Origin of the sequence: Pseudomonas sp. MOIL14HWK12:I1 (assembly GCF_000510705.1) — a bacterium.
Lineage (GTDB): Bacteria > Pseudomonadota > Gammaproteobacteria > Pseudomonadales > Pseudomonadaceae > Chryseomonas > Chryseomonas oryzihabitans.
In genome coordinates this window covers 84,943-106,616 of the sequence record NZ_AZNY01000009.1, presented here as the reverse complement: position 1 = coordinate 106,616, position 21,674 = coordinate 84,943, and the positions used below count along the sequence as shown (strand labels likewise).

Below are 21,674 nucleotides of genomic sequence, written 5' to 3'. Positions count from 1 at the left end.
TGCGCGTCGGCCAACCGGCGTTGGAAAGACCTTCGGAATGCTCATTTACCACTCGTAAACTCCGCTTCCTCAGGCCTTTCCGCCTTGTTTGGCTCTAGCTCGCGAGATCGTAAACAGCTTCTAAGGACACTGAACGCCTCAGGGAGAAAACCATGGCGTTTTTCTTGGAAGTCTTGCTTGGCGGCCTGCTCGCCGGGGTGATGTATGCCCTAGTGGCGCTGGGTTTCGTGCTCATCTACCGCGCTTCGGGCGTCTTCAATTTCGCCCAGGGCGCCATGCTGCTGTTCGCCGCCCTGACCTACGTCAGCCTGGTGGAGCGCGGCCTGCCCGGCTGGCTGGCGTTGGCGACCACCGCCGGTGTCATGGTGCTGCTGGCGGTGGTGGTGGAGCGCACGGTGCTGCGGCCGCTGGTGAATCGCTCGCCGCTGGTGCTGTTCATGGCCACCCTGGGCCTGGCCTATTTCATCGAGGGCGCCGCCCAGGCGCTGTGGGGCGCCCAGGTGCACGGCCTGGACCTGGGTATCGAGGACCGTCCGCTGGAGCTGGGCGAGCTGCTGCTGTCGAGCTTCGACCTGTTCGCCGCGGCGGTGGCGGCGGTGCTGGTGATCGGACTGTCGCTGCTGTTCGAGCGCACCCGCCTGGGCATCTCGCTGCGCGCCGTGGCCGATGATCCCCTGGCGGCCCAGGCGGTGGGTATCCGCCTGCCGCGCATCTGGACGCTGGTCTGGGCGGTGGCCGGTTGCGTCGGCCTGGTGGCGGGCCTGCTCTGGGGCGCGCGGCTGGGGGTGCAGTTCTCGCTGTCGCTGATCGTGCTCAAGGCGCTGCCGGTGCTGATCATCGGCGGCTTCTCCTCGATCACCGGGGCCATCGTCGGTGGCCTGCTGATCGGCGCCAGCGAAAAGCTCGCCGAGGTCTATCTCGGCCCCCTCATCGGCGGCGGCCTGGAGAACTGGTTTCCCTATGCCTTCGCCCTGGTATTCCTGCTGATTCGACCGGTCGGCCTGTTCGGCGAACCCGTGGTCGAGCGCGTCTAGAGGACCTTCCATGAGCACTTCCCTCGACGCCCTGACGGCGCGTCCGCTGGCCTCCCGTGCACCCGCTGTGCGACCCGCGCGCCTGGCGTTGGCCGCCTTCCTGGTCCTGGCCTTTGGCGTGCTGCCCTGGGTCGGCAGCGACTATCTGTTCAATGCCCTGCTGATTCCCTTCCTGGTGCTGGCCCTGGCCGGGCTGGGCCTCAATCTGCTCACCGGCTATGCCGGGCAGCTGTCGCTGGGCTCGGCCGCCTTCATGGCGGTCGGCGCCTTCGCCACCTACAACCTGCAGGTACGCCTGGGCTGGCCCCTGCCGCTGTGCCTGTTCGCCGGCGGCCTGCTGGCGGCCCTGGTGTCCCTGCTGTTCGGCCTGCCCAGCCTGAGGATCCGTGGCTTCTACCTGGTCGTCTCCAGCCTGGCGGCGCAGTTCTTCGTCCTCTGGGCCCTGACCCGCTTCGACTGGTTTTCCCATGGCAGCGCCTCGGGGGTGATCAGCGCGCCGCCGCTGGTGCTGCTGGGCCAGGATTTCGGCGGGCCGCTGGGTCGCTACCTGGCCACCCTGCTGGTGGTCCTGGTGCTGTTCGCCTTCGCCGCGCGACTGGTGCACGGCGAACTCGGCCGTACCTGGATGGCGGTGCGCGACCGGGAAACCGCCGCCGCGGTGATGGGCCTGTCGGTGGTGCGGGCCAAGCTGCTGGCCTTCGCCCTGAGCGGCTTCTACCTCGGCGTCGCCGGGGCGCTCTGGGCCTTTACCTACCTGGGCACCGTGGAGCCCCACGGCTTCGACCTGAGTCGCTCCTTCCAGATCCTCTTCATCGTCATCCTCGGTGGCCTCGGCAGCCTGGCCGGCAGCCTCTATGGCGCCGCCTTCATGGTGCTGTTTCCGCTGCTGCTCTCCAACCTGGCCGGCTGGCTGCCGGGCGACTTCATCGCCGCGGGCCAGCTGGAGAACCTGCAAAAGATGGTCTTCGGCGCCCTGATCATCCTGGTACTGATCAAGGAACCCGAGGGCTTGGCCCGACTCGCCACGCGTGGCTGGCAACGCCTGCAGCGCCGCTGACTTCACTCCCTGCCGGCGGGAAGGCCCGCCGGCGCTCCAGCCCCACAAGGAAAGTCTCCATGTTCAAACGTCATCTGCTCGGCAGCCTCGTCCTGGCCCTGGGCCTCAGCAGCTTCGGCCCGGCCCAGGCCGCGGGCGAGCAATACTTCCCGCTGCAGAGCTATCGGGTTGGCCCCTATGCGGCGGGCGGCACCGGCTTCTTCGGCGGCTTCATCGACTACATGAAATACGTCAACGCCAACGGCGGCGTGAATGGCGTCAAGCTGGTATGGAGCGAATGCGAAACCGAATACATCGTCGAGAAGGGCGTGGAGTGCTACGAGCGACTGAAGAACGGCCGCGACGGCGCGCCCGCGGCCGCCACCAATCCGCTGTCGGTAGGCATCGCCTACGCCACCCTGGACAGGTCCACCGCTGACCGCCTGCCGCTGATCACCATCAACCACGGCCGCACCGACTCCACCGATGGCAGCGTCTTTCCCTATGTCTTCCCGCTGCAGCTCAATCCCTATTCGGAGGTCTCGGCCATCCTCAACTGGATCGCCCAGCAGGGCGGTGGCGAGTCCAGTCTCAAGGGCAAGAAGATCGTCACCCTCTACCACGGCTCGCCCTATGGCAAGGAGACCAACGAAGTGCTGCAGAAGCTGGCGGATCGCTATGGCTTCGAGCTGACCCTGCTGGAAGTGCCCCATCCGGGCAACGAGCAGCAGTCCCAGTGGCTCAACATCCGCCGCCTCAAGCCCGACTGGGTGATCCTGCGTGGCTGGGGGGTGATGAACCCGGTGGCTATCAAGACCGCGCAGAAAGTCGGCTTCCCGGTTGACCACATCATCGGCAACATCTGGAGCAACTCCGAGGAAGACGTGCGTCCGGCTGGCGCGGCGGCCAAGGGCTTCCTGGCCATCACCACCCACCCTTCGGGCACCGCCTTCCCGGTGCTGCAGGGCATCGAACGCGACGTGGTGGCCAAGGGGCAGAGCGACCTGGCCGATCCCAAGCGTTTCGGCACCGTCTACTACAACCTCGGCGTGGTCAACGGCATCCTCAACGTCGAGGCGCTGCGGGTGGCCCAGGCCAAGTATGGCGACAAGCCCCTCAGCGGCGAGCAGGTGCGCTGGGGCTTCGAACACCTGAAGCTGGACGACGCCCGCCTGCAGGCCCTGGGCGCCAAGGGGCTGGTGCAGCCGCTCATGCTTTCCTGCGCCGACCACGAAGGCGGCGGCGCCATCCGCATCCAGCAGTGGGATGGCGAGCAGTGGCAACTGGTGAGCGACTGGGTGCAGGCCGATCGCGCCTTCCTGCGACCGATCATCGAGGCCTCGGCCCGGCAGTACGCCAAGGAAAAGGGCATAACCCCCCGTGATTGCAGCAAGGAGAGCTGACCCATGACGACCACCCCCTTGTTGGCGGTCGAAGCCATCGAAGTCCGTTACGACGGCGCCATCCTCGCCGTCGATGGCGTCAGTCTGGAGGTCGGCCAGGGCCAGATCGTGGCCTTGCTGGGCGCCAATGGCGCCGGCAAGAGCACCACCCTCAAGGCCCTCTCGGGGCTGCTCGGCGCCGCTCGCGGCGCCCTGGTCCGCGGCGCCATCCGCTACGAGGGGCGGGACCTCGCGGGCCAGTCGGCCGATGCCCGGGTCCGTGCCGGACTGGTCCAGGTGCTGGAAGGGCGCCACTGTTTCGGGCGACTCAGCGTGGAGGAAAATCTGCTTAGCGGCGGTTTCGTCCGCCGCCTCGGGCGCGCCGCGCAGCGTGAGGAACTGGAGCGCATCTATGCCTGGTTTCCCCGCCTGGCCGGCAAGCGCCGGCAGCTGGCGGGTCTGACCTCGGGCGGCGAGCAGCAGATGATCGCCCTGGGTCGTGCACTCATGGCGCGGCCCCGCCTGCTGCTGCTGGACGAACCCTCCATGGGCCTGGCGCCGCTGCTGGTTGAGGAGATCTTCGCAAGCGTCGCCCGGCTCAACCGCGAGGAGGGCCTGAGCGTGCTGATGGCCGAGCAGAACAGCGCCATCGCCCTCGACTACGCCCACCAGGCTTTCGTGCTGGAAAGCGGGCGGGTGGTGCAGTCCGGCGTGCCCGGCATGGGTCTGACGCACGAGACGGTGCAGGCGGCCTACCTGGGGGTGGGCTAAGCTCCCGGAACGACCAGGGAGCCCACGCCATGAACAAGACCTCCTACAACGCCATCGCCAACAGCTTTCGCCAGGCCCGCGTCAGCCTCAGGGACGACGAGCGTCGCTACCTGGAGGTGCTCCTGGAAAAGCTCGAACCCGGGACGACCCTGCTCGATCTGGGCTGCGGCACCGGCACGCCGGTCGCCGCCGCCATCCTCGCCCAGGGACATCGCGTGCTCGGGGTCGATCAGGCGGCCGCCATGCTGGCCCATGCGCGGCGGGAATTTCCCAAGCAGCGCTGGATCGAGGCGCGGCTGGAAACCTATGCCTGCGCCGAACCCTACCAGGGCGCGCTGCTGTGGGATGCGCTGTTCCATCTGGAGCGCCGCTGGCACGCGACGCTCCTGGCGCGGGTGATCGCCGGGCTTCCGCAAGGGGGACGGCTGATGCTGACGGCGGGCGGCTCGGCGGCGGATGCCTTCGTCGATACGATGTTCGACCAGCCGTTCTTCTATGACTCCCATCCGCCTGAGGAACTGCGCGCCCTGCTGCTGGGGCAGGGCGTGCGCATCCTCATCGACGAATTCATGGACCTGCCCGACGGCGGCCGCAACCGTGGACGCTGCGCCTTCGTCGTGGAGAAGCTCTGACGGTCTCCAGGTGGGGTTCTCGCTAAAGGCGCAGGGCGCGGATCACTCCTTCCAGCCCGGCTGGTAGAGGGTGCCGTGGGCCTGGTCCAGGGCGGCGCGGACCTTGGGTGAGTGCTGATAGAGGTCGATCAGCTTGGCCAGGCGCGGATCGTCCCTGTTGTCCGGACGGGCGACGAACTGGATGACGTACTCGGGGTGGTCGAGGCCATCGAAGAGCAGGGCCTGGTTGGGATCTATGGTCTTGGCCAGGCGCAGGTAGTGCGGATAGCCCTGAGCCACGTCGACGTCGTCCAGCGAGCGGGCCAGCTGCACGGCCTCCAGTTCGACGATCTGGATGTCGCGCGGATTGCCGGTGATGTCCGCCAGGGTGGCGTGGTAGCCGACGCCGGGCTTGAGGGTGATGAAGCCGGCCTTCTCCAGCAGCAACAGGCCACGGCCGCCGTTGATGGCATCGTTGGCGATGGCCACCCGTGCGCCCTTGGGGACCTCGGCCAGGGTGCGGTACTTCTTCGAATAGAGCCCGACGTTGTTGATGATCCCCGGCGCCACCGCCACCAGGTCATAGCCGGCGGTGCGCTTGGCGTTTTCCAGGAAGGGGATGTGCTGGTAGTAGTTGGCGTCGATGTCGTGGTTGGCGAGGCTGGTGTTGGGAGCGATCCAGTCGCTGAATTCGACGATCTCCACGTCCACCCCGGCGGCCTTGGCCTCCTGCACCGCGACCTCCAGCGGCGGGGCGAAGGCGGCGGTGGTGCCTATCTTGAGCGGCGCGGCCAGGGCTGCGGTGCTGAAGAGGCCGAGGGCGAAGAGCAGGGGCTTGAGGCGGGTCATGGGGCGTCCTTGAAGGGTCAGGCCTGGCGGAAATGGCTGCCGAAATGGCGGGTGTCGAGGTGGTCGCCGCGGCCGAACAGCTTGTGTCTGAAGCTGCCCTCGGCATAGGCGGTCTTGTAGCGACCCCGGCTCTGCAACTCCGGGATCACCAGATCGATGAAGTCGCCGTAGCACTCGGGGGTGACGGTGCGCGCCAGGTTGAAGCCGTCCAGCCCGGTTTCGTCGATCCAGCCGAGCAGGGCATCGGCCACCTGCCCGGGATCGCCGACCAGGGCGGTGTAGCGGCCACCGAGGGCGTGCTGCTCCAGCAGCTTGCGGCGGGTCCAGCCGGCGTCCTTGGCCACCAGGCGCTTGAGCGCCGATTCGATGGCCTCGGTCCGTTGCGGGCGGATGGGTTCGTCGAGGCCATAGGCGGCGAGGTCTATGCCCACCGAGGCCGAATGGTGGGCGACGCCGGCCTCGGGACTGGCATAGCTCAGGTATTCGGCGTGCTTGTCGCGGGCTTCGGCAGCGGTGGGGGCGACGATCACCGTGAGCCCCATGAACAGCTTGACGTCATCCGCGCGGCGGCCGGCGGCCACTGCCGCGCCCCGCACCCGCTCGACCTGGGCGCGGGTGGCGGCCTGGTCCTGCCCGGAGATGAACACGCATTCGGCATGGCGCCCGGCAAAGGCCAGGCCGCGGTCCGAGGAGCCGGCCTGGAACAATACCGGGGTGCGTTGCCGCGAGGGCTCGCAGAGGTGATAGCCCTCGACGTCGAAGAATTCGCCATGGTGCGCGACCTTGCGCACCCGCTCGGGGCGGGCATAGATCCGCTGGACGCGATCGCGGACCACGGCGTCGTCGCCCCAGCTGCCTTCGAGCAGCTTGTAGAGCACTTCCAGGTATTCGTCGGCCTGGTCGTAGCGACGGTCGTGGGCGATCTGCCGGTCCAGGCCCATGGCGCGGGCGGCGCTGTCCAGGTAGCCGGTGACGATGTTCCAGCCAACTCGGCCTTTGCTCAGGTGATCCAGGGTGGAGAGGCGGCGGGCGAAGGGATAGGGCGGCTCGTAGGTGAGGTTGGCGGTGAGGCCAAAACCCAGGTGCCGGGTGCTGGCAGCCATGGCCGAGACCAGCAGGAAGGGGTCGTTGACCGGCAGCTGGATGGATTCGCGCAGGGTCAGGTCGACATTGCCGCCGTAGACGTCGTAGACGCCCAGGATGTCGGCGATGAACAGCCCATCGAACAGCCCGCGTTCCAGCAGCTGGGCCAGCTCGGTCCAGTAGCCGAGGGTGTGATAGCGGCTGGAGGTGTCACGCGGATGGGTCCAGAGGCCATGGTTGATATGGCCCACGGTGTTCATGTTGAAGGCGTTGAGCAGCACCTGCTTGGCGGGAGCGGTCATGGGGTGGGCGCCCCCATGGGGAGAAGAGTCCGGAGCACAGCCATGGGATCCTCGGGTTCAAGGCGAAAGGAGAGATCCGGTGGTCCGGTGGTTATACGTTAGCTTCCAGATAGACCAGGCTTTAAATAGCCTTTCGGAATAACGTTAGGGCCGTCGCGGCAGGGCGCTCGCCTCTAACCAAATTCCAAATCGGTATTAATCTGACCTTTGCTTATTCCTTATCGTGGCGGCCATTCATTCGCCGCTCGCTGAGGCATCCATGGTCGCTATCCGCTGTTCGTTTCGCGCAGGTCTCCGCCGGGGGCTGCTCGCCCTGGGTCTGCTGGGCCTCGCCTGCGCCGCCCAGGCCGATACCAGCCTGCGTATCGGCTACCAGAAATCCTCCACCCTGCTGGTGCTGCTCAAGGAGCAGGGCACCCTGGAGCGGGATCTGGCAGCCCAGGGCATCACCGTCAGCTGGCACGAGTTCTCCAGCGGCCTGCCGCTGCTGGAATCCCTCAACGTCGGCAACGTGGATCTCTCCGCCGACGTCGCCGACACCGTACCGGTGTTCGCCCAGGCGGCGGGCGCCAAGCTCACCTACTTCGCCCGGGAAACGCCATCGCCCCAGGCCCAGGCCATCCTGGTCCCGGAGGGCTCGCCGCTGCAGACCCTCGCCGATCTCAAGGGCAAGCGCATCGCCGTGACCAAGGCCGCCGGTAGCCACTACCTGCTGATCGCCGCCCTGCAAAAGGCAGGGCTGACCTTCGCCGACATCCAGCCGGCCTATCTCACCCCGGCGGACGGTCGCGCCGCCCTGGAGAACGGCAAGGTGGATGCCTGGGTGACCTGGGAGCCCTTCGTCGCCAGCGCCCAGCGCCAGCAGCACGTTCGCATCCTCGCCTCGGGCGAGGGCCTGGCCAGCTACCAGCGCTATTACCTGGCCGCCACGCCCTATGCCCAGGCCCATCCCGAGGTGCTGGGCCTGGTGTTCGCCGAGCTGCAGCGCACGGGGCAGTGGGTGAAGCAACACCCCGCCGAGGCGGCACGGATTCTCGGTCCGCAGTGGGGTCGCCTGGACGAGGCTACCGTCGAGCTGGCCAACGGCCGCCGCACCTACGATGTCCAGTCGGTTAGCCGCGCCGCCCTCGGCGAGCAGCAGCGCATCGCCGATGCCTTCCACGCCGCCAGGTTGCTGCCCACTGCGGTGGACGCGAGCGCCGTGGACCTCTGGACCCCCAGCGCCCCCCTGACCTCCCGCTAGTCGACAAGGAACTCGAGATGCACAAGACCACGCTACGCTGGGCCGCCGGTCTGGCCCTGCTCGGCAGCGCGCTGCTGGCGCAGGCCGCACCGCCCAAGGAAGTCCGCCTGGACTACGCCTACTACGCCCCCACCAGCCTGGTGCTCAAGGAGCAGGGTCTGCTGGAAAAGCGCCTTGGCGAGCAGGGCATCGCCGTGCGCTGGGTGTTCAGCCAGGGCAGCAATCGCTCGCTGGAATACCTCAACAGCGGCAGCACCGATTTCGCCTCCACCGCGGGGCTCGCAGCGCTGCTCAGCCGCGCCAATGGCGCCCCGATCGAAACCCTCTATCTCGCCAGTCGCCCGGAATGGACCGCGCTGGTGGTGCCCAAGGATTCGCCGCTCAAGTCCCTGGCCGATCTCAAGGGCAAGAAAATCGCCGCGACCAAGGGCACCGATCCCTATCTGTTCCTGCTGCGCAGCCTGCGCGAGGCGGGCCTGAAGAAGGGCGACGTGGACATCGTCCATCTCCAGCACCCGGACGGTCGCGCCGCCCTGGAGCGCGGCCAGGTGGATGCCTGGGCCGGGCTCGATCCGCACATGGCCGCCAGCGAATTGCAGGCGGGCTCGCGCCTGCTCTATCGCAATCTCGACTTCAACAGCTATGGCGTGCTGAGCACCACCGAGGCCTTCGCCAAGGCCCAGCCGGAGCTGGTCAAGGCGGTGCTGGGCGCCTATGAGGACGCGCGCCACTGGACCCTGGCCCATCCCCAGGAGACCGCCGAGTTGCTGGCCAAGGCGTCCGGCCTGCCGCTGGAAGTCGCCCAGCGCCAGCTCGCCCGTACCGATTTCAGCCAGCCGCTGCCCGGTCCGCAATTCGTCGCCGCGCTCAAGGGCGCCGCGCCGCTGCTGGCCGAAGAAGGTCTGGTACGCCCTGGCGTGGACGCCGTCGCGGCGGTCGATGCCTTGGTCCAGCCCGCGCTGGCCCAGGCGGTGATCAAGGCCGAACCCGCCGTGGCCAAGGCGACCGCGCCGTGAGTGATGAACTGACCCAGGCCGCGCCGCTGGCCCAGGCCTCCGGACCCGTCCGCGGTGCGGGTGGCCGCTGGCGCGGCGCTGTGCTGCCCCTGGGGCTGGTGGTGACGCTGGAGGCGGTGGTGCGCCTGGGCTGGCTGCCGGCTTACCAGATGCCACCACCCAGCGAGGTGCTGCGGACCCTGTGGCTGCTGGGGGAAGGAGAGTTGTGGCGGCACCTGGCGGCCAGTCTGGCGCGGGTCGCCAGTGGCTTCGCCCTGGGCGCGGGTCTGGCGCTGCTGATCGGCGCCTGGGTCGGACTGTCGCGCCGCGCCGAGGCCTATCTCGATCCGCTGTTCCAGGCGCTGCGCGCCATTCCCAGCCTGGCCTGGGTGCCCCTGCTGCTGCTCTGGCTGGGTATCGATGAAACGCCCAAGATCGTGCTGATCGCCCTGGGTGCCTTCTTTCCACTGTACCTGGCGCTGGTCAGCGGCATCCGCGACGTCGATCGCCGCCTGGTGGAAGTGGGGCGCCTCTATCGCCTGTCACGCCCGGCGCTGATCCGCCGCATCCTGCTGCCGGCCGCCTTGCCCAGTCTGTTCACCGGCCTGCGCGGAGCCCTGAGCATGAGCTGGATGTTCCTGGTGGCCGCCGAATTGATCGCCGCCACCGCCGGCCTGGGCTACCTGCTCAGCGACGGTCGGGAGACCTCGCGACCGGACGTGGTCATCGCCGCCATCCTGGTGCTGGCGGTGCTCGGCAAGCTCAGTGACGAATTGCTGCTGCGCCTGGAACGCCGGGCGCTGGCCTGGCGCGATACCTACCAGGGTGGCCAGTGATGAGCGAACCCCTGCTGTCTCTCGAACGCATCGGCAAGACCTTTGCCGGGCGCCGGGTGCTGGAAGGCGTCGACCTGACCCTGGCCGCCGGCGAGGTGGTCAGCCTGCTGGGTGCCAGTGGCTGCGGCAAGAGCACCCTGCTGCGCATCGCCGCCGGGCTGGACGACGCCTTCAGCGGCCACATGACCCTGGCCGCGGCCAGCCAGGGCGGCGGCGTGGTGTTCCAGGAGCCGCGGCTGATGCCCTGGCTGGACGTGGCCGCCAATGTCGGTTTCGCCGACGGCACGCGCTTCGATCGTACCTGGACGGCGCAGTTGCTCAGTGACGTCGGGCTGGAGGGGCAGGGCGCCTTGCTGCCCAAGCAACTCTCCGGCGGCATGGCCCAGCGGGTCGCCATCGCCCGCGGACTCTATGGTCGCCCACGGCTGCTGTTGCTCGACGAGCCCTTCAGCGCGGTGGACGCCTTCACCCGCTGGCAATTGCAGGACCTGGTGCTGGGCCTGGTGGCCCGGTATCACATCGGCGTGCTGCTAGTGACCCACGATCTGGACGAGGCCTTCTACCTGGGCGACCGCGTCCTGGTCCTGGGCGGCGCGCCCTCCCGCGTGCAGCGCCGCTTCGCCGTGGCGGCGCCCCATCCGCGTGAAAGGCGAGCCCCCGCCTTGCTGGCCCAGGCCGCCGAGGCCTATGAGGAATTGCAGCGGCTCAGGGTGTGAGGCAACGAGCACGGAAGGGTCGACGAAGGCGTGCGCAATCGCCCGCGAGCCGGCAGTATCGGATGGCCGCGGCGAGCCCCAGCCGCACCCCGACAGTCGACCCCTCCAAGGAGCTTCCATGAGCCCATCCGCAGCGGTATTGGCCGAACTGGCCCCCCAGGGCGCTCTTCGCACCGCGATCAACTACGGCAATCCGGTGCTGGCACAACGCGGCGCCGATGGCGAGCCGGCCGGTGTCTCGGTGGCCCTGGCCCGGGCGCTGGCCGAGCGCCTGGGCGTGCCGGTGCAGTTCACGACCCATGACGCCGCCGGCAAGGTCTTTGCCGCGCTGCAGGAAGACGCCTGGGACCTGGCTTTTCTCGCCATCGAACCGGTACGCGCGGCGCAGATCGCCTTCAGCGAACCCTATGTCATCATCGAGGGCACCTACCTGCTGCGCGCGGACGATCCGGCCCAGGGCGTGGCCGAGCTGGACAAGGCCGGGCGCCGCATCGCCGTGGGGCAGGGCGCGGCCTATGACCTCTATCTCAGTCGCACCCTGACCCAGGCGGAGCTGGTGCGAGCGCCCACCTCGCCAGCGGCCATCGACTGGTTCGTCGATCAGCGCCTGGACGCCGCCGCCGGGGTGCGCCAACCCCTGGAAGCCTATGCCGTGGCTCATCCGGGCTATCGGGTGCTGGCCGACAGCTTCACCGAGATCCGCCAGGCCATGGCCGTACCCAAGGGGCGCGCCGCCGCAGCGGCCTTCGTGCAGGACTTTCTCGATGAGCAACTGCGCAGCGGCCTGGTAGCCCGCGCGCTGGCGGCCAGCGGTCAGGGCGACGTGCGGATCGGCGCGCCCTCGACGGGCGGCTGAAGGGCCGCCCGGCGCCAGGCGGAATCGATCCGCGGCGCCGTTTCGTCGGCTGGATGACAGCTTGGGGCGCTATTCTTGGCGCCGCGGCAGGGGCCCGATGAAATCATCGACGGCTCCTGCTGCCCAATGCCTGTCCCAGCACCCTTAGCTTCGAGGTCGATCTTGCTCGCCACCCTGTCCGATCCCGCCTTTCTCACCGGTCTCCTGCAGATCGTCATCATCGATATCCTGCTCGGCGGCGACAACGCCGTGGTGATCGCCCTGGCCTGCCGGCGCCTGCCGGATGCGCAACGACGCAAGGCCATTCTCGGCGGTGTCGCCGGCGCCGTGATCCTGCGCATCCTGCTGCTGTTCGTCGCCAGCTATGTGCTGGGCTGGCCGCTGCTCAAGGTGGTCGGAGGCGTGCTGCTGCTGTGGATCGGCATCAAGTTGCTGATGCCCGAAGAGGACGAGGCCAACGTCAAGGCCGGTACCACCCTGGGCCAGGCCATCTGGATCATCATGGTGGCCGACGTGGTGATGAGCCTGGACAACGTCATCGCCGTGGCGGGCGCCGCCCAGGGGCACCTGGGCCTGGCCATCGCCGGGGTGCTCATCAGCATTCCCATCATCATCTTCGGCAGCCAGCTCATCCTGAAGCTCATGGAAAGGTTTCGCTGGCTGGTGGTGGCCGGCGCGGCGCTGCTGGGCTGGATCGCCGGCAAGCTGATCGCCAGCGACGAGCTGCTGCAGGGCTGGCTGGGCTTTGCCGATGTGCACTGGGTACCCTATGCGGCCGGGGCGGTCGGCGCGGTCTTCGTGCTGGCGGTGGGTCAGTTGCTGGCGCGGCGCACCGTCACGGCTTGAGCTTCGCCAGCTGCCCTGGACCCGTTCCAAGGCAGCTCCCAAGTGACGGCGCACCTGAGCTGCGCCGTCACTGCATATCGTTAGTCAAATTCCGTCTTTACCAAAAGTTATAACAGCTCATTAGCCTATAACGCTTTCGGATGGCCAGTCGGCCCGGAGCGGGATGATGAGCAGGGTAGGGAAGGGGTTGGCGGTACTCGCCGCCGTGGTGGGTGCCCTGGGCTTCGCAGGCAGTGCTGCCGCCGAAGGCAGGATCAGCATCGCCCAGCAATTCGGCATCGGCTATCTGATCCTCGACGTGGTGCGCGATCGGCAGTTGATCGAAAAGCACGGCAAGGCCGCCGGCCTGGACATCCAGGTGGACTGGAACAGCATCTCCGGCGCCACCGCCATGAACGAGGCGCTGCTGGCCGGCTCGCTGGACGTGGTCTCCGCCGGGGTGCCGCCGATGCTGACCGTCTGGGATCGCACCCGCGGACGGCAGAACGTCAAGGCCATCGCCGCCCTGGGCGCCATGCCCAACTACCTGCTGAGCAATCGCGCCGAGGTCAGGTCGATCAAGGATCTGACCGACCAGGATCGCATCGCCGTGCCGGCGGCGGGCGTGGGCTTCCAGTCGCGCACCCTGCAGATCGAGACGGCCAAGGTCTTCGGCGACGCCCAGTTCAGGAAATTCGATGCCATCAGCGTGAGTCTGCCGCACCCCGATGCCAGTGCCGCCCTGATGGCGGGCGGCGCGGAGATCACCACCCACTTCTCCAGCCCGCCATTCCAGTACCAGGCGCTGGAGAATCCCCGGGTCCACCGCATCCTCAGCAGCTACGACGTCCTCGGCGGACCGGGCACCTTCAACGTGCTCTACACCACCGAGAAATTCCACGACGAGAATCCCAAGACCTACCGCGCCTTCTATGACGCCCTGGTGGAAGCCGCCGCCTTCATCCGCGCCAACAAGGCGGCCGCGGCCGAGGCCTATATCCGCGTGGAGAACTCCAAGCTGCCGCTGGCCCTGGTGCAGCGCATCGTCGAGGACCCGGAGATCGACTTCACCGTCGAACCACAGCGCACCTTCGTCTACGCCCAGAAGCTGCAGGAGCTGGGTGTGCTGAAACACCAGGCTGCCTCCTGGCAGGACTACTTCTTCCCCGAAGCCCACGAGCGTCCCGGCAGCTGAGCTGGACCACCAAGGAGAAAACTCCAATGACTCTCGCATCCCCCCGTCCGGCCGCCGGCCAGACTTTCGAGATCCGTCCCTTCGGCAACCTGGGTGCCGAGATCCTCGGAATCGATCTGGCCCGGCCGCTCAATGCCGACGACTTCGCCCGCGTCCATCGCGCCCACCTGGACCACCATGTGGTGGTGTTTCGCGACCAGCGCATCACCCCCGAGGAGCAGATCGCCTTCAGTCGCCGCTTCGGCGAGTTGCAGATCCATGTGCTCAAGCAATTCCACCTGGCCGGCCACCCGGAGATCCTCATCGTCTCCAACATCGTCGAAGACGGTCAGCCGATCGGCCTGGGCGATGCCGGCAAGTTCTGGCACTCGGATCTCTCCTACAAGGAACTGCCGAGCCTGGGTTCCATGCTGCATGCCCAGGAGTTGCCGGAGGAGGGCGGCGATACCATTTTCGCCAACATGCACCTGGCCTACGACACCCTGCCGGCGGCGCTCAAGCGCCAGGTCGACGGTCTGCAGGCGGAGCATTCCTACACCGCCACCTATGCCAAGCCCAAGTTCGAGGGTAATTGGCGGCCGACCCTGACTGCCGCGCAACTGGCCGAGGTCAAGGCGGTGGTGCATCCGGTGGTGCGTACCCATCCGGAGAACGGTCGCAAGGCGCTGTTCGTCAGCGAGGGCTTTACCACCCATATCGTCGGCCTGCCGGAAGACGAGAGTCGCGAGCTGCTGGCCGAGCTGTACGCCCACAGCGTCAAGCCCGAGCACCTCTATCGCCACCAGTGGCGGCCCCACGACCTGGTGTTCTGGGACAATCGCTCGCTGCTGCACCTGGCGGCCGGCTGCCCCAACCATATGAGGCGCAAGCTGTATCGCACCACCATCCAGGGCGATGCGCCTTTCTGAGGGAGGAGACGACCATGAACGCTCCTCTCGCTTCCCGCCCGCACCTGACCCTGGCGCAGACCCAGCCGTTGCTGCAGGTGCAGGATCTCGACCTCGAATACCGCACCCGCGAGCGCCGGGTGCGGGCCACCCACCAGGTATCCTTCGAGGTGCATGGCGCCGACCGTTTTGTCCTGCTCGGCCCGTCCGGCTGCGGCAAGTCCAGTCTGCTCAAGTCGGTGGCGGGCTTTCTGCCGCCGCTGCATGGCGAGATCCGTCTGGAAGGCCAGCCGATCAAGGGCCCGGGACCGGATCGCATCGTGGTGTTCCAGGAATTCGATCAGCTGCCGCCGTGGAAGACGGTGCTGGAGAACACCATGTTCCCGCTGCTCGCCAGTCGCCAGGCCAGTCGTGGCGAGGCGCGCGAGCGGGCGCTGCACTACCTGGACAAGGTCGGCCTGGCGCGCTTCGTCGATGCCTATCCGCATCATCTTTCCGGCGGCATGAAGCAGCGGGTGGCCATCGCGCGCGCCCTGGCCATGCAGCCCAAGATCCTGCTGATGGACGAACCCTTCGCCGCCCTGGACGCCCTGACCCGGCGCAAGATGCAGGAAGAATTGCTGGCGCTCTGGGACGAGGTGCGCTTCACCCTGCTGTTCGTCACCCATTCCATCGAAGAGGCGCTGGTGGTGGGTAATCGCATCCTGCTCCTGTCGCCCCATCCGGGCAGGGTCCGCGCGGAACTCAACTGCCACCAGTTCGGCCTCGAGGACTTCGGCGGCGCCGAATTCCAGAGCACCGCACTGCGCATCCACAACCTGCTGTTCCCCGACGACGTCCAGACCCTGCCACCGGAGGTCGCCGACGAGCGCCTGCGCCTGCAGCAGGCCATCGTCCAGGGCCGCATTTCCTACTAGTTTCGAGGTAGACCCATGACTCGACAGCCCCCAGTGCGGGCCGAATACCAACGGGACCTCGCGCCCCTCGACGATTTGCCGCTGGCGGTCGAGCTACCCCTGGCGACGCGCCTGTGGAGCCAGGCCTGGCTGCGCAAGCTGGTGATCCTGGCGATCCTGATGCTGGCCTGGGAAGTGGCCGCCCGCTGGCAGGGCAACGACCTGCTGCTGCCCAGCTTCCTGCAGACCGCCGCCGCCTTCTGGGATGGCCTGGCGACCGGCGAGTTGCCGGCCAAGGTCGCCATCTCCCTCGGCACCCTGCTCAAGGGCTATCTGCTGGGCGTGGTCCTGGCCCTGGCGCTGAGCGCCCTGGCCGTCTCCACCCAGTTCGGTCGCGACCTGCTCGGCACCCTGACCTCGATGTTCAATCCGCTGCCGGCCATCGCCCTGCTGCCCCTGGCGTTGCTCTGGTTCGGCCTCGGCGAGAACAGCCTGGTGTTCGTGCTGGTGCATTCGGTGCTCTGGCCCATGGCGCTCAACACCTATTCGGGTTTTCTCGGCGTCTCCGACACCCTGCGCATGGCAGGACGCAACTATGGCCTCAAGGGCCTGAGGTACGTCGGGCTGATCCTCATCCCGGCGGCGCTGCCGGCCATCGTCTCGGGCCTGAAGATCGGCTGGGCCTTCGCCTGGCGCACCCTGATCGCCGCCGAGCTGGTGTTCGGCGCCTCCAGCGGCAAGGGCGGCCTGGGCTGGTACATCTTCCAGAATCGCAACGAGCTCTACACCGACCGCGTCTTCGCCGGCCTGGCCGCGGTGATCATCATAGGCCTGCTGGTGGAGGGCCTGGTCTTCGCCACTCTGGAACGGCTGACGGTGAAGAAGTGGGGCATGCAGCGGTAGGGTCTGGCGCCTTTTTGTTGGGCTTCGCTGCGCTCAACCCAACCTACGGAATAGCACCTAGGTTGGTTGAGACGGCTCCACCGTCGAAGCCCAACAGGCCACCGACTTTGCCCCGGGAGCAGCAGCATTCAACCCTCACTCGGACCACCCCCTCTCCCCCTGGGAGAGGGCTGGGGTGAGGGCACCCCCGCACCCGATCCTGCAGTGGAAAAGGCTGCGCCGTTTTCCACGCTACGAAGCTCGACCCTCACTCGGACCACCCCCTCTCCCCCTGGGAGAGGGCTGGGGTGAGGGCGCCCTTCGCAGCGAAGTCCTCCAGTGGAAAAGGCTGCGCCGTTTTCCGCGCTACGGAGCTCAACCCTCGCTCGGACCACCCCCTCTCCCCCTGGGAGAGGGCTGGGGTGAGGGCACCCTTCGCACCCGATCCCCAGTGGAAAAGGCTGCGCCGTTTTCCACGCTACGGTGCGGGCGCGGCCACATAAGGAAGCTCTGCGCTATCCACCTTAAATGCGTGTAGTAAATAAAACTTGAATTAGGATATGCGCATAAGGAATTTCCTTCTTATGCCTTGCCTGCCTAAGGTGGACCCCAGCCAACGCCTTCCAAGAAGGCATCCCCTTACCTCGGCACGGGATTCACCACCATGAGCGTTCAATTCCTCGGCATGATCGGCCATCGCCTCACCTCCGAGATCATCGCCCCCTCCGGTCCCATCTTCGACAAGGGCTACGTCACCCGCTTCGCCCAGGCCCACGAGCAGGCTGGTTTCGACCGTATCCTGGTCGGCTACTGGTCCGATCAACCCGACGGCTTCCTCGTCACCGCCCTGGCGGGGCAGGCGACGCAGAAGCTCAAGTTCCTGCTGGCCCACCGGCCCGGCTTCGTCGCCCCGACGCTGGCGGCGCGCAAGCTGGCTACCCTCGACCACCTACTCGACGGCCGCCTGGCGGTGCACATCATCAGCGGTGGCAGCGACGGGGAGCAGCGCAAGGACGGTGACTGGCTGGACCACGACCAGCGCTATGCCCGCACCGAGGAATTCCTCGACGTGGTGCGCCAGGAGTGGACCAGCACCCAGCCCTTCGACCACGAGGGCGAGCACTACCGGGTGGCGAACGGCTTCTCCGCCATCAAGCCGCTGCAGCAGCCGAGCCTGCCGGTCTTTTTCGGCGGCTCCTCGCCCGCCGCCCTGCGGGTCGCCGGCAAGCACGCCGATGTCTTCGCGCTCTGGGGCGAATCCCTGGCCCAGACCCGCGAGACCATCGCCGCGGTCCGCGCCGAGGCGGCGCGCCACGGCCGTACCCCCAGGTTCAACGTTTCCTTCCGGGTGATCCTCGGCGACACCGAGGAGGCCGCCTGGGCCAAGGCCGAGGCCATCCGCCAACAGGCCAAGGCGCGCCTGGCCGCAGAAGGCGCTGTGCATCCGGCCAAGCCGGAAGCGGTCGGGGCCCAGCGCCTGCGCGATACCGTGGCCCTGGGCGACCGGGTAGACCGCCGGCTCTGGACTGGCATCGCCGCCCTGGTCGGGGGTGGGCACAACTCCACCGCCCTGGTGGGCACTGCCGAGCAGGTGGCCGATGCCCTGCTGGACTACTACGACCTGGGCGTCGACAGCTTCCTGATCCGCGGCTTCGATCCGCTCAACGACGCCGTCGAATACGGTCGCGAGCTGATTCCCCTGACCCGGGAGAAGGTCGCCGCGCGCCTGGCCAGCGCTCGTCGCACCGGCTGAAACTTTCTGACCAACCCACCGCGCGACCGTACCCACGGAGCGCTCCCGATGCCCTCGAGGAGACGCCTTCGTGATCAAGGGATTGCTATTCGCCGCCGGCCTGCTGGCCGGCGCCTCCGCCAGCCTGGCCCAGGCGGTCACCCTCACCATCGGTGACCAGTTCTACTACAGCAGCACCCTGCTGGAGCAGGCCGGTGAATTGAAAGACCTGCCGTACCAGATCGAGTGGAAGAGATTCAACGCCGGGGGCCCGGTGGTGGAGGCGCTCAATGTCGGCTCCATCGACCTGGGTATCGTCGGCGATACCCCGGTGATCGCCCTGGCGGCCCGCGGTGGCCCGGTCAAGGTGGTGGCGGTGACCCGCAACCGCCCGGACGGCACCGCCATCGTGGTCGGCAAGGATTCGCCGATCAAAACGGTGGCCGATCTCGCCGGCAAGCGCGTGGCCATCTGGAAGGGCTCCTGGAGCCAGCAACTGGTCTATTCGGCGCTGGAACAGGCCGGCCTGCCCAGCGACGCCCCGCACTACAGCTACCTGATGCCCACCGAGGCGGTCGCCGCCGTGAGCCAGGGCACCCTGGATGCCACCGCGACCTGGGAGCCCTATGTCAGCATGGTGGAACGCCAGGGCGGACGGGTGCTGGTCACCGCCAAGGACCTGATGCCGGCTCCAGTCTATGTGGTGGCTAACACCGGCCACCTAGACGAGAACCGCGCCGCCATCGGCGATTTCGTCGCCCGTTTGCAGCGGGCGCGCAGCTGGGCGCGGGACCACGTCGACGTCTATGCCCAGGCCTGGGCCAAGCGCAACAACTCCGATCCGGCCATCGCCGAGAGCTGGTTCCGCCGCGACGCCACCTGGGTCGAGCCAATCAGCGCCCAGACCCTCGCCGACGGCCAGCAGACCGCCGATTTCCTGGTCAAGGCCGGAGTGTTGCAACAGCCCTACGACGTCAAGCCGCTCTATGACCAGAGCTTCAACCGTTATCTGCAAGCGCCCCGGGAGGCCAGCCGATGAGCCGTCAACTGCACCTCGCCGGCTTCCTGCTGGCCGGTCCCGTCGTCCATAGTCACGCCGTCTGGCGCCACCCCGAGACCCAGGGCGACTTCCTCGACCCGGACTACTATGTGCGTGCGGCCAAGGCGCTGGAAGAGGGGCTGTTCGACTTCCTCTTTTTCGCCGACCGCCTGGCGGTCGGCGACCAGCTCGGCGGCTCGCGGGAGACCGCTCTGCGCCTGGGCGCCCAGGACGCCACCCGGCTCGACCCCTTGCCGCTGCTCTCCTACCTGGTGGCCCATACCCGCCGTCTTGGCCTGGGCTGCACCCGTTCCACCACCTACTACGAGCCGGCTCATGTGGCGCGGGCCTTCGCCACTCTGGACCACCTGTCCCGCGGGCGCGCCGCCTGGAACATCGTCACCTCGATGAACGACAGCGAGGGCCGGCTGTTCGGCAAGGAGCGCCACCTGGAGCACGACCTGCGCTACGACCGCGCCGACGAATTCGTCGAGGTGGCCGTCAAGCTGTGGCGCAGTTGGGGAGCCGACGCGCTGCGCCTGGATCGGGCCGCCGGCGTGCTGGCCAACCCCGCGCAGGTGCGCGCCCTCGATCACCAGGGCGACTGGTTCCGCGTGGAAGGGCCGCTCAATATCCCGCGCAGTCCCCAGGGGCGCCCGGTGCTGATCCAGGCCGGTTCCAGCGGCCGCGGCCGACGCTTCGGCGCGCGCTGGGCCGAGGCCATCTTCACCATCCAGCCCAATCTCGCCGCCATGCGAGCCTTTCGCGACGACGTCCGCCGCCAGGTGCTGGAGCAGGGGCGCTCGCCGGATGGCTGCAAGATCCTCACCTCGGTGATGCCCTTCATCGGCGGCAGCGAAGTCGAGGCCCGCGCCAAGCAGGAAAGACACAACGCCCTGGCGCAACCGGAAGTGGGGCTGATCACCCTCTGCTCCCAGCTCAACATCGACCTGTCGCGCTTCACCCTGGATACCGCCCTGGGCGAGGTGGTCGAGGTCGCCGACCTGCCGCCGGCCGCTGCCGAGAAGCTGCTGGCGCTTGGGCCGCGCACCACCCTGGCCGAACTGGGTCGCAGCTACGCCGCCAGCGTCCGCGTACCGCAACTGGTGGGTACCGGTGCCCAGATCGCCGACCAGCTGGCCGAGTTGTTCGAAGCCGGCGGCTGCGACGGCTTCGTGATTTCCCCCGGCTACCTGCCGGGCTCCTTCGTCGAATTCAGCGAAAGCGTGGTGCCGCACCTGCAGCGTCGCGGGCTGTTCCGGCGCCAGTACCAGGGCTCGACCCTGAGAGATCACCTGGGCCTCGGCCCACTGGAGGACTAGATGAGCACATCCAAGGATGCCGAGGGCTGGCTGACGCTGGCCCGCGAGATCGGCGCGGAGTTCGCCGCCCGGGTGGTGGCCGACGAGCGCGACCGCATTCGTCCCGATGCCCAGCTGCAACGACTCAAGGACAGCGGCCTGACCAACCTGGTCATACCTGTGCGGCTCGGAGGTGCCGGCCAGCCCTGGTCGCTGGCCATGCGCGTGCTGCGCGAGATCGCCGCCGGCGACGGCTCGGTGGGCCTGCTCTTTGGCTATCACCTGCTCAATACCGTGAACCTGCGCCGCGAGCCGCAGCCCAGGCGCGATCGGCTGCTGGCGGAAATCGCCGAAGGCCGACTGTGGCTGGCCGGAGTGGTCAATCCACGGGATGACGACATCCTCGCCACGCCGAGTGCTGACGGCGGCTATCGCCTGACCGGGCGCAAGGGATTCTGCAGCGGCGCCGCCTTCGCCGATCGGCTCACCATCAGCGCCCGCGATCGAGAGAGCGGGGCGCGCCTGATGGTCACCCTGCCGGCGGACCGGCCGGGACTGGCCTATGCCGACGACTGGGACCACTTCGGCGTGGCCCGCAGCGACAGCGGCAGCTTCACCCTCACGGAAGTCTGGGCCAGCCCCGAGGAAGCCCAGGTCTGCGACCTGGAAGACGCGGGTGACTTCGCCGCGGTGATCCGCACCCCGGTCAACCAGTCGGCCTTCACCCAGTACTACCTGGGCGCCGCCCAGGGCGCCCTGCGCGAGGCGCGGCGCTATCTGCACGCCGAGGCGCGACCCTGGGTGCATTCCCTCGCCGCCAGCGCCAGCGAGGATCAACTGGTGTTGAGCCAGGTGGGCGAACTCTGGATCGCCCTGCAGGGCGCCGTGGCCCTGGCCGATGTGGCCGCGCGGCAGGTGGACGCCTTGCTGGCCGCCGATGATGCCTTCGCCGCCGAGCTGCGCGGCGAGACGGCCATCGCCGTGGCCAGCGCCAAGGTGCTGGCCGCCCGTACCGCCCTCGACGTCACCACCCGGGTATTCGATGCCCTGGGCGCCCGCGCCACCCACAACCGCCTGGGCCTCGATCGCTTCTGGCGCGACGTGCGCACCCACAGCCTGCACGACCCCCTGGCCTACAAGGTGCTGGAGGTCGGGCGCTATGCGGTCAACGGCCAGTATCCCGACATCCGCGCCTACACCTGA

21 protein-coding genes are annotated in these 21,674 nt (G+C 68.0%); 19 read left to right on the top strand and 2 right to left on the bottom strand.

What is annotated here, in order from left to right:
* Positions 1-152: 152 nt before the first annotated feature.
* Genes PSEK12I1_RS0107795 through PSEK12I1_RS0107775 form a run of 5 tightly spaced genes read left to right on the top strand, consistent with a single transcriptional unit; the run spans position 153 to position 4,855 of the window.
* A complete protein-coding gene (locus PSEK12I1_RS0107795) occupies positions 153-1,034 on the top strand; it encodes a branched-chain amino acid ABC transporter permease (protein WP_027601192.1) in 882 nt (293 codons plus the stop codon).
* A 10-nt stretch (positions 1,035-1,044) separates the two neighbouring features.
* Positions 1,045-2,091 carry a branched-chain amino acid ABC transporter permease gene (locus PSEK12I1_RS0107790; protein ID WP_051399192.1) on the top strand — a complete coding sequence of 349 codons (1,047 nt, stop codon included), beginning with the start codon at positions 1,045-1,047 and terminating at the stop codon, positions 2,089-2,091.
* Between the two features lie 59 nt (positions 2,092-2,150).
* Entirely contained in the window at positions 2,151-3,473 is a 1,323-nt protein-coding gene (locus PSEK12I1_RS0107785) for an ABC transporter substrate-binding protein (protein WP_027601190.1), read from the top strand.
* Positions 3,474-3,476: 3 nt separating this feature from the next.
* Positions 3,477-4,223 (top strand): ABC transporter ATP-binding protein, encoded by a 747-nt coding sequence (locus tag PSEK12I1_RS0107780; protein ID WP_027601189.1) that lies wholly within the window; start codon positions 3,477-3,479, stop codon positions 4,221-4,223.
* 29 nt (positions 4,224-4,252) lie between these two features.
* Positions 4,253-4,855 carry a trans-aconitate 2-methyltransferase gene (locus PSEK12I1_RS0107775; RefSeq protein ID WP_027601188.1) on the top strand — a complete coding sequence of 201 codons (603 nt, stop codon included), beginning with the start codon at positions 4,253-4,255 and terminating at the stop codon, positions 4,853-4,855.
* A 42-nt stretch (positions 4,856-4,897) separates the two neighbouring features.
* Here PSEK12I1_RS0107775 and PSEK12I1_RS0107770 read toward each other — a convergent pair whose 3' ends face one another.
* Positions 4,898-5,683, bottom strand: a complete 786-nt coding sequence (locus PSEK12I1_RS0107770; protein WP_027601187.1) for a MetQ/NlpA family ABC transporter substrate-binding protein — start codon at positions 5,681-5,683, stop codon at positions 4,898-4,900.
* Positions 5,684-5,700: 17 nt separating this feature from the next.
* Positions 5,701-7,068, bottom strand: coding sequence for an LLM class flavin-dependent oxidoreductase (locus PSEK12I1_RS0107765; protein ID WP_027601186.1), 1,368 nt, complete (start codon positions 7,066-7,068; stop codon positions 5,701-5,703).
* A 259-nt stretch (positions 7,069-7,327) separates the two neighbouring features.
* Here PSEK12I1_RS0107765 and PSEK12I1_RS0107760 point away from each other — a divergent pair, with 259 nt between their 5' ends.
* The 14 genes from PSEK12I1_RS0107760 (at position 7,328) to PSEK12I1_RS0107695 (ending at position 21,674) form a co-directional block, all read left to right on the top strand.
* Complete coding sequence (locus PSEK12I1_RS0107760; protein WP_027601185.1) at positions 7,328-8,311, top strand: aliphatic sulfonate ABC transporter substrate-binding protein; 984 nt, start codon at positions 7,328-7,330, stop codon at positions 8,309-8,311.
* 17 nt (positions 8,312-8,328) lie between these two features.
* On the top strand, positions 8,329-9,327 hold the full coding sequence (locus PSEK12I1_RS0107755) for an aliphatic sulfonate ABC transporter substrate-binding protein (RefSeq protein WP_027601184.1): 999 nt from the start codon (positions 8,329-8,331) through the stop codon (positions 9,325-9,327).
* 8 nt (positions 9,328-9,335) lie between these two features.
* Positions 9,336-10,142 (top strand): ABC transporter permease, encoded by an 807-nt coding sequence (locus PSEK12I1_RS0107750; RefSeq protein ID WP_371099718.1) that lies wholly within the window; start codon positions 9,336-9,338, stop codon positions 10,140-10,142.
* Positions 10,142-10,858: an ABC transporter ATP-binding protein gene (locus tag PSEK12I1_RS0107745; RefSeq protein ID WP_027601182.1), complete on the top strand. Its 717-nt coding sequence runs from the start codon at positions 10,142-10,144 to the stop codon at positions 10,856-10,858. Before PSEK12I1_RS0107750 ends, PSEK12I1_RS0107745 begins: the two co-directional genes overlap by 1 nt.
* Before the next feature lie 118 nt (positions 10,859-10,976).
* Positions 10,977-11,714: an ABC transporter substrate-binding protein gene (locus PSEK12I1_RS0107740; protein ID WP_027601181.1), complete on the top strand. Its 738-nt coding sequence runs from the start codon at positions 10,977-10,979 to the stop codon at positions 11,712-11,714.
* Positions 11,715-11,876: 162 nt separating this feature from the next.
* The gene (locus tag PSEK12I1_RS0107735; protein WP_027597757.1) at positions 11,877-12,560 is read left to right on the top strand and encodes a TerC family protein; all 684 of its coding nucleotides are present in this window, start codon (positions 11,877-11,879) and stop codon (positions 12,558-12,560) included.
* A 163-nt stretch (positions 12,561-12,723) separates the two neighbouring features.
* Positions 12,724-13,734, top strand: coding sequence for an ABC transporter substrate-binding protein (locus PSEK12I1_RS0107730; RefSeq protein WP_155951400.1), 1,011 nt, complete (start codon positions 12,724-12,726; stop codon positions 13,732-13,734).
* 26 nt (positions 13,735-13,760) lie between these two features.
* Entirely contained in the window at positions 13,761-14,642 is an 882-nt protein-coding gene (locus tag PSEK12I1_RS0107725; RefSeq protein ID WP_027601179.1) for a TauD/TfdA family dioxygenase, read from the top strand.
* A gap of 14 nt (positions 14,643-14,656) precedes the next feature.
* Positions 14,657-15,538: an ABC transporter ATP-binding protein gene (locus PSEK12I1_RS0107720; RefSeq protein WP_027601178.1), complete on the top strand. Its 882-nt coding sequence runs from the start codon at positions 14,657-14,659 to the stop codon at positions 15,536-15,538.
* 15 nt (positions 15,539-15,553) lie between these two features.
* The gene (locus PSEK12I1_RS0107715) at positions 15,554-16,420 is read left to right on the top strand and encodes an ABC transporter permease (protein ID WP_027597761.1); all 867 of its coding nucleotides are present in this window, start codon (positions 15,554-15,556) and stop codon (positions 16,418-16,420) included.
* 643 nt (positions 16,421-17,063) lie between these two features.
* The gene (locus PSEK12I1_RS0107710; protein WP_027601177.1) at positions 17,064-18,152 is read left to right on the top strand and encodes an LLM class flavin-dependent oxidoreductase; all 1,089 of its coding nucleotides are present in this window, start codon (positions 17,064-17,066) and stop codon (positions 18,150-18,152) included.
* A gap of 70 nt (positions 18,153-18,222) precedes the next feature.
* Positions 18,223-19,170 (top strand): ABC transporter substrate-binding protein, encoded by a 948-nt coding sequence (locus tag PSEK12I1_RS0107705; RefSeq protein ID WP_027601176.1) that lies wholly within the window; start codon positions 18,223-18,225, stop codon positions 19,168-19,170.
* Positions 19,167-20,492: an LLM class flavin-dependent oxidoreductase gene (locus PSEK12I1_RS0107700; RefSeq protein WP_027601175.1), complete on the top strand. Its 1,326-nt coding sequence runs from the start codon at positions 19,167-19,169 to the stop codon at positions 20,490-20,492. The genes PSEK12I1_RS0107705 and PSEK12I1_RS0107700 overlap by 4 nt, the downstream gene beginning before the upstream one ends.
* Positions 20,493-21,674, top strand: a complete 1,182-nt coding sequence (locus tag PSEK12I1_RS0107695) for an acyl-CoA dehydrogenase family protein (protein WP_027601174.1) — start codon at positions 20,493-20,495, stop codon at positions 21,672-21,674. It abuts the gene before it with no gap.